Genomic DNA, 6,380 nt, shown 5'->3' on the forward strand with positions numbered 1-6,380 from the left:
AGCAAGCTCAAAGTGCCAGTCTCGCAGAAATATGGGCATGGCGCCATCTTTAACCGCCCATTCGCCCCCGTAACCGTTTGACAACGGAGGGCTTACCCCCTGCCCGCGGTCGCCCTGAACGTGCCCACAATGACCGCACGAGGCGTCCATCCCTTCCCCTCCTCGGCCAAATTGGATACAGTATCCAAATGACCGGTATTATTGATGAGGCGCGCACGACGGGGCCGCTGAACGGCATCCGTATTGCGGATTTTTCTCGCGTGCTCGCCGGGCCATTTGCCACCATGATGCTGGCCGATTTCGGCGCCGATGTGATCAAAATCGAGCACCCGCTCGGCGATGACACCCGCGCCTGGGTGCCGCCGGTCGACCCGAACGGCATTGGTAGCTATTTCGCGAGCGTCAACCGCAATAAACGCTCTGTGGTCTGCGATTTACGTACCGAGAACGGCCTGGCTGAAGCGCGCGCCCTCGCGCTGAGCGCCGACGTCGTGATCGAAAACTTTCGCCCCGGCGTCATGGAGCAGTACGGCCTCGACTACGCCAGTTTGACCGCGGAGCGCCCCGAGCTCGTCTACTGCTCGATCACCGGATTCGGCCGCGCTGGCGGCGCGGCGCTCCCCGGCTACGACCTGCTCGTGCAGGCGGTCGGCGGGCTGATGAGCGTGACCGGCTCGGCCGCCGAAGAACCGAGCAAGGTCGGGGTCGCCCTCGTCGATGTACTGACCGGGCAGAACGCGGTCGTCGGCATTCTCGCCGCACTGCGCTCGCGCGAGCAGACCGGCCTGGGCCAGCGAGTCGAGGTGAATCTGCTCTCGTCCTTACTCGCCGGGCTGGTCAACCAGGCCTCGAGCACCCTCGCCACCGGGGTCGCCCCGCAGCGCCTTGGCAACGCCCACCCGAGCATCGCGCCCTATGAAACGTTTCGAACCCTGGACGACCCGATCGCGATCGCGGTCGGCACCGACAAGCAGTTCACCGCGCTCGTGCAGGTGCTCGACCGCCCCGAGCTGGCACGCGACCGCCGGTTCGGCTGCAACGCCGACCGCCTCGCCCATCGCGCGGTGCTCAAAGAGCTGCTCGAAGCACGGCTCGCCACCCGTCCGGCCACGGAATGGACAGCACTGCTGGCGACCGCGCGCGTGCCGGCCGGCAAGGTGAATTCGATCGCCGAGGCGCTCGAACTGGCCACCGAACTCGGCCTCGCCCCGGTCGTGCCAGTGACCGATTCGAACCGGTCGCGGGTGAGCCAGCAGATCGCCAACCCGATCAGCCTCTCCGCGACCCCCGCACGGTACCGGCGCCCGCCGCCACTGCTCGGGGAACACAATGGTGCGACCTTTTTCTGACCATCAGCATCCGCTCTACTGAAGGAAGACGACTCATGACCACTCTCATTGACACCGAACTGACCGACGCTGCCGACCTCGTGGGCATCGATTCCCTGCTGACCGAGACCGAGATCACCCTGCGCAATGCGGTGCGGGCCTTCGTCAACACCACGATCAAACCGAACATCGCCGGGTGGTACGAGAACGCGTTCTTTCCGCTCGAGATCATTCCGCAGCTGGCCAGGCTCGGCCTGCTCGGCATGCACCTCACGGGCTACGGCTGCCCCGGGCGCAGCTCGGTCGAGTACGGCCTCGCTGCGCTCGAGCTCGAGGCCGGCGATTCTGGGCTGCGCACCTTCGTGAGCGTACAGGGGTCGCTCGCGATGAGCGCGATCCACAAGCACGGCTCCGAGGAGCAGAAAAACGAGTGGCTGCCGCGCATGGCCGCCGGTTCGGTGATCGGCTGCTTCGGGCTGACCGAGCCTTCGGCCGGCTCCGACCCGGCGAGCATGACCACTTTCGCGCGCCGCGACGGCACCGATTGGGTTCTCAACGGCACCAAGCGCTGGATTGGCCTGGCCTCGATCGCACAGGTCGCCATCATCTGGGCGATGACGGATGACGGAATCCGCGGCTTCGTCGTCCCCACCGATACCCCCGGATTCGTCGCCACGCCGATCGAGCAAAAGCTCTCGATGCGAGCCTCGATTCAGTGCGAGATTGAATTGACCGAGCTGCGCCTGCCCGACTCGGCGATGCTGCCCAAGGCGCGCGGTCTGCGCGGCCCGTTCGAGTGCCTGAACGAGGCCCGCTACGGCATCGTCTGGGGCGTCATGGGTGCGGCCCGCGACAGCTACCTTACGGCGCTGGCCTTCTCGCAGGAGCGGATGCAGTTCGGCAAGCCGCTCGCCGGCTACCAGCTGACCCAGCAGAAGCTCGTCAACATGGCGCTCGAAATCAACAAGGGCACGCTGCTCGCCCTGCAGCTCGGCCGGCTCAAGGACGCCGGCACGCTCGCTCCGCACCAGATCTCGGTCGGCAAGCTCAACAACTGCCGCGAAGCCATCGCCATTTGCCGGGAGGCCCGCGCCATGCTCGGCGGCAACGGCATCACGCTGGACTATTCCCCGATGCGCCACGCCAACAATCTCGAAAGCGTGCGCACCTACGAGGGCACCGACGAGGTACACACCCTCATTCTCGGCCAGCACATCACCGGCATCCCGGCCTTTCGCTAGAGTTTTGACAGTGTCTTCTCCCAATCCGACCCAGCGCCCGCCGACCGTTCCGGCATTCGTGCTCGCTGAGTTGCGGCGCCTGATCGCCGTCGGCGAGTTTGTTCCCGGGCAGCCACTGCGACAGGAGGATCTGGCCGAACGCCTCGGCGTCAGCCGGGTTCCGGTGCGGGAGGCCCTCAACACGCTCGAAACCGAGGGGCACGTCGTGCACGAGCCGCATCGCGGCTACCGGGTGACCGAGCTCTCGCTCGCCGACCTGCTCGAAGTGTACCGACTGCGGCAGCTGCTCGAGGCGGAGGCGGTGCGCGCCACGATCGCGCGCGGCGGCGAACACGTGCTCACCGCACTGCGCGCCACCGCCGTCGAGGTGGAGCGGGCTAATGCGGCCGGCGACCTGCTCGCCATGAACGAGGCCAACCGGCGGTTTCACTTCGTACTCGTGACGTCATCCGGGCTCCCCCGGCTGGAACGCATTCTGCGTGCGCTCTGGGATTCGACCGAAGCCTACCGCCGGCTCTACTACGAGCAGGCGGGCAACCGGGCCTTGGTCGAGCACGAGCATGCCGCCATCGTCGACGCCTTCGCCGCCGGGGACACCGAGCTCGTCATCGGCCTACTCGATGAGCATCGCGGCCACGCCACGACCGCCCTCGGCGCGCTGCTGGCCTGAGCTGCCAGGCCAGCGGATGCCGGTCAGACGACGCGGAACGCGAGCTCGCCGATCCCGTCGATTCCGGCGGTGACGTCGTCACCGGGCTCAATGCGGCCGACACCGGCGGGAGTCCCAGTGAAAATCAGGTCACCCGGACGCAGCGTGACGAAGCGGGACAGCGCGGCAATCACGTCGGGGACGGGCCAGATTTGGTCGGCGAGGTCCCCGTCCTGGCGGGTGTCACCGTCGACGTCGAGCCAAATGCGGGCCGCGGCCGGATGACCGATCGTGGCCGCGGCGACGAGCGGCGAGCACGGTCCGGAAAAGTCGAAGCCCTTGGAGAGGTCCCACGGGCGACGCACGGCCTTGGCTGCATCCTGCAGGTCGCGGCGGGTGAGGTCGACGCCGGCGGCGTAGCCGAAGACGTGACCGAGGGCATCCACTGCCGCGATGTCGGCGCCGCCAACGCCGATCGCGACAACGAGTTCCATCTCGAAGTGCAGGTTGTCGGTCTCGGGCGGGTAGGGCACCTCTTGCGCACCCACGCCGCGAGCGGGAATGCCCTCGGTCACGGCGAACACGGCGTCGGCCGGTTTGGCGAAGAAGAAGGGCGGCTCCCGATCGGGGTCATTGCCCATTTCTCGCGCATGGTCGGCGTAGTTGCGGCCGACGCAGTAGACCCGGTTCAGGTAGAACCGGTCGGCCGAGTCACTGATCGGCAGGCTGGTGGGTGTCGGCGGGGAGAACGGGGCCGGCAAGCCGGTCTCGGGGGTGCTGAGCGACATTTTCATCCTTTCGAGGGCAAAATCACTTGGTGCCCCTGCATACCTGCGGAGAACTTCACGGTCACGCGCGAACGCACCGTGCGGTGACCCAGTGATTTCGGGGGATGTGAGCAAAATCTCCGCAGTCCTGCCGGCACTCAGGCAAGGAGGGCCGCGATCACGAGCAGGGCGGGCATGGACAGGATCGTGGTGAGCAACACGGTGTCGCGGGTGACGACCATGGCCCGGTCGTAGCGCGAGGCGAAGTTGAAGATGTTCTGCGCGGTCGGCAGCGCCGACACGGCGACGACGGCGAACAATTCGGCACCGGCGAGGTCGAACACGAAGTGCCCGAACAGGTACGCGACGATCGGCATGAGCGCGACCTTGATCGCGGTCGCGGCGACGACCTGTTTGCGCCCGGTTCCGGCCTTCAGCAGGCGCTGGCCGTGCAGCGACATGCCAAACGACAGCAGCACCAGGGGAATGGCGGCGCCGCCGATCAGCTCGAACGGGGCGAGCACGGGTGTGGGCAGCGTGATGCCCAGCATCGCCACGAGCACACCGGCGAGCGAGGCGATAATCATCGGGTTGCGAATGGGCTGAGTCACGATCGACCGAAACGACGCTCGGCCCTGGGTGGCGAGGTCGAGAATGGCCAGAATGGTCGGGGCCAGAATGACCAGCTGCAGCAGCAGCACGGGAGCCACGTACTGCGCGCTGCCGAGCACGTAGATGGCTACCGGACGCCCGATATTGTTGGCGTTGACGTACGTCGCGGTCGATGCGCCGAGCACCGTCTCGGCCAGCGGTCGACGAAAAAACAAGCGAGCGGCGATGACATAGACGACGACACCGACCACGATGGTGCAGACAATGGCGAGCAGAAATTCAGAGAACAGCACGGTGACATCCGCGTGCGAGAGCACCGTGAACAGCAGCGCCGGAGTCGCCACAAAGAAGGCCATCCGATTGAGCACCCGGCCGGAGCCGACACCGACGATGCCGAACCGCTCAACAAAGTACCCGATCAGGATCACAAATCCGATAATCGAAAACCCGACCAGTACACCGCCCATTATGTTGAGCCTAGAGGTTTCGGACCGCGCACCAGGTCAAAACAGCCTCTACCGATTTTAGCCATCGCACGAGCCCGGTCTTTCGGGCGCACCGGACGTGGCGCTACGCTCGGGGCATGCCCAGACTCGATGTTCCCGGCGCTTCGCTCTACTACGAAACACTGGGCGACCCCGAATCTCCCGCCCTGCTGTTGCTGCACGCCGGCATTGCGACCCTACGCATGTGGGATCCGCAGGTCGCGGCTCTCTCGGCGCACCACTTCGTCATTCGCTTTGACGCCCGCGGTTTCGGCCAGACGACGACCGAGAATGTGGAATTCTCCAATCGAGCGGATGCCGCGGCACTGCTCGATCATCTCGGCGTCGCTCGCGCGACCCTCATCGGCTGCTCACGCGGTGGCACGATTGCGATCGACCTGGCCGTGGCCAGTCCCGAAAGGGTGGCGGGCCTGGTCACGATCGGCTCCGGCCCCAGCGGATTTCCCGAGGTGGAGCTCACCGAGCGGGAAGACGCCCTGTTCGACAAGCTCGATGCGGCCTTCACCGCCCGCCAGTGGCCCCGGCTGGCCCGGCTTGAGGTCACCCTGTGGGCGGTTGGGCCGACCCGTAAGCCGGCCGACGTCGACCCGGCCTTTCTCGCCCTGGCGCAAGAACTCAACCTGCGCAACGTCATCCACGCTACGGAGGCGCCGATCTCGATTCCGCTTGAGCCGCCCGCGCTCGACCGGGTCAGCGACATCGATGTTCCGGCGCTCGTCACCGTGGGCGAGCTCGACGTCACCTCAGCGCTGGCCCATTATGAATTTCTGCTGGAGATGCTGCCGCAATCAAGCGGATGCACGTTCCGCGGCACCGCGCACCTGCCGAGCGTGGAGCATCCGCTGGAATTTCAGCGTGTGCTGATCAGCTGGCTGGCGACTAACAGCCTCTGATCGGCACCGCTCCTTCACCGTCCCCGCTTGTGCACACCCGCCGCGTCGGCCCAGCCGGGGGTTTTCTCCGCCCGATAGCCTGTGCGGAAAACAGCCTGCGGTTCGCGTGCGGACCGGTCGGCCGTGCGGCGTGCGGTGTGCCTCGCGAATCAGAACGGTTTCGGGTTGGTGCCGTCGGTGTTCCAGCTGCCGTTCCAGTCGCTATTCCACGGATCGCTCCTCGGTTCGACTGGCGGCAGCGGTGCGGGCGGGTCCGGCGGTGGTGGGGCTGGCGTTTCGGTTTGCTGCAGGTGCGGACGGATGCGGGTGGCGGGGTCGGTGGCGTAGTGTTTGCCGGCGGGGCTGGTCCAGTGGACGGTGCCGTCGGGGTCGGCGACGGCTTTC

Annotated in this window: 7 protein-coding genes; 4 read left to right on the forward strand and 3 right to left on the reverse strand. The window is 66.5% G+C overall.

The genetic code is table 11. From position 1 onward, the window contains the following. Positions 1-188: 188 nt before the first annotated feature. The 3 genes from E3T43_RS17680 to E3T43_RS17690 are packed head-to-tail and all read left to right on the forward strand — an operon-like array spanning position 189 to position 3,239. Positions 189-1,349 carry a CaiB/BaiF CoA-transferase family protein gene (locus E3T43_RS17680; RefSeq protein WP_134473383.1) on the forward strand — a complete coding sequence of 387 codons (1,161 nt, stop codon included), beginning with the start codon at positions 189-191 and terminating at the stop codon, positions 1,347-1,349. A gap of 35 nt (positions 1,350-1,384) precedes the next feature. After that, complete coding sequence (locus tag E3T43_RS17685; RefSeq protein WP_134473384.1) at positions 1,385-2,569, forward strand: acyl-CoA dehydrogenase family protein; 1,185 nt, start codon at positions 1,385-1,387, stop codon at positions 2,567-2,569. A gap of 10 nt (positions 2,570-2,579) precedes the next feature. Further along, positions 2,580-3,239, forward strand: coding sequence for a GntR family transcriptional regulator (locus E3T43_RS17690; RefSeq protein ID WP_134473385.1), 660 nt, complete (start codon positions 2,580-2,582; stop codon positions 3,237-3,239). Between the two features lie 23 nt (positions 3,240-3,262). Here the strand turns inward: E3T43_RS17690 and E3T43_RS17695 are convergent, their stop codons facing one another. Together E3T43_RS17695 and E3T43_RS17700 are read right to left on the reverse strand one after the other, a co-directional pair. Next, complete coding sequence (locus E3T43_RS17695; protein ID WP_134473386.1) at positions 3,263-4,006, reverse strand: fumarylacetoacetate hydrolase family protein; 744 nt, start codon at positions 4,004-4,006, stop codon at positions 3,263-3,265. Between the two features lie 137 nt (positions 4,007-4,143). Next, complete coding sequence (locus tag E3T43_RS17700) at positions 4,144-5,064, reverse strand: AEC family transporter (RefSeq protein ID WP_134473387.1); 921 nt, start codon at positions 5,062-5,064, stop codon at positions 4,144-4,146. A gap of 116 nt (positions 5,065-5,180) precedes the next feature. On the opposite strand from E3T43_RS17700, the gene E3T43_RS17705 reads away from it, so the two are divergent. Further along, positions 5,181-5,996 carry an alpha/beta fold hydrolase gene (locus E3T43_RS17705; RefSeq protein ID WP_134473388.1) on the forward strand — a complete coding sequence of 272 codons (816 nt, stop codon included), beginning with the start codon at positions 5,181-5,183 and terminating at the stop codon, positions 5,994-5,996. A gap of 149 nt (positions 5,997-6,145) precedes the next feature. Here E3T43_RS17705 and E3T43_RS18885 read toward each other — a convergent pair. After that, positions 6,146-6,380 (reverse strand): hypothetical protein (locus E3T43_RS18885; protein ID WP_166791375.1); only part of this gene is annotated, 235 nt, incomplete at its 5' end.

Origin of the sequence: Cryobacterium sp. Hh7 (genome assembly GCF_004403155.1) — a bacterium.
Classification (GTDB): Bacteria; Actinomycetota; Actinomycetes; order Actinomycetales; family Microbacteriaceae; genus Cryobacterium; species Cryobacterium levicorallinum.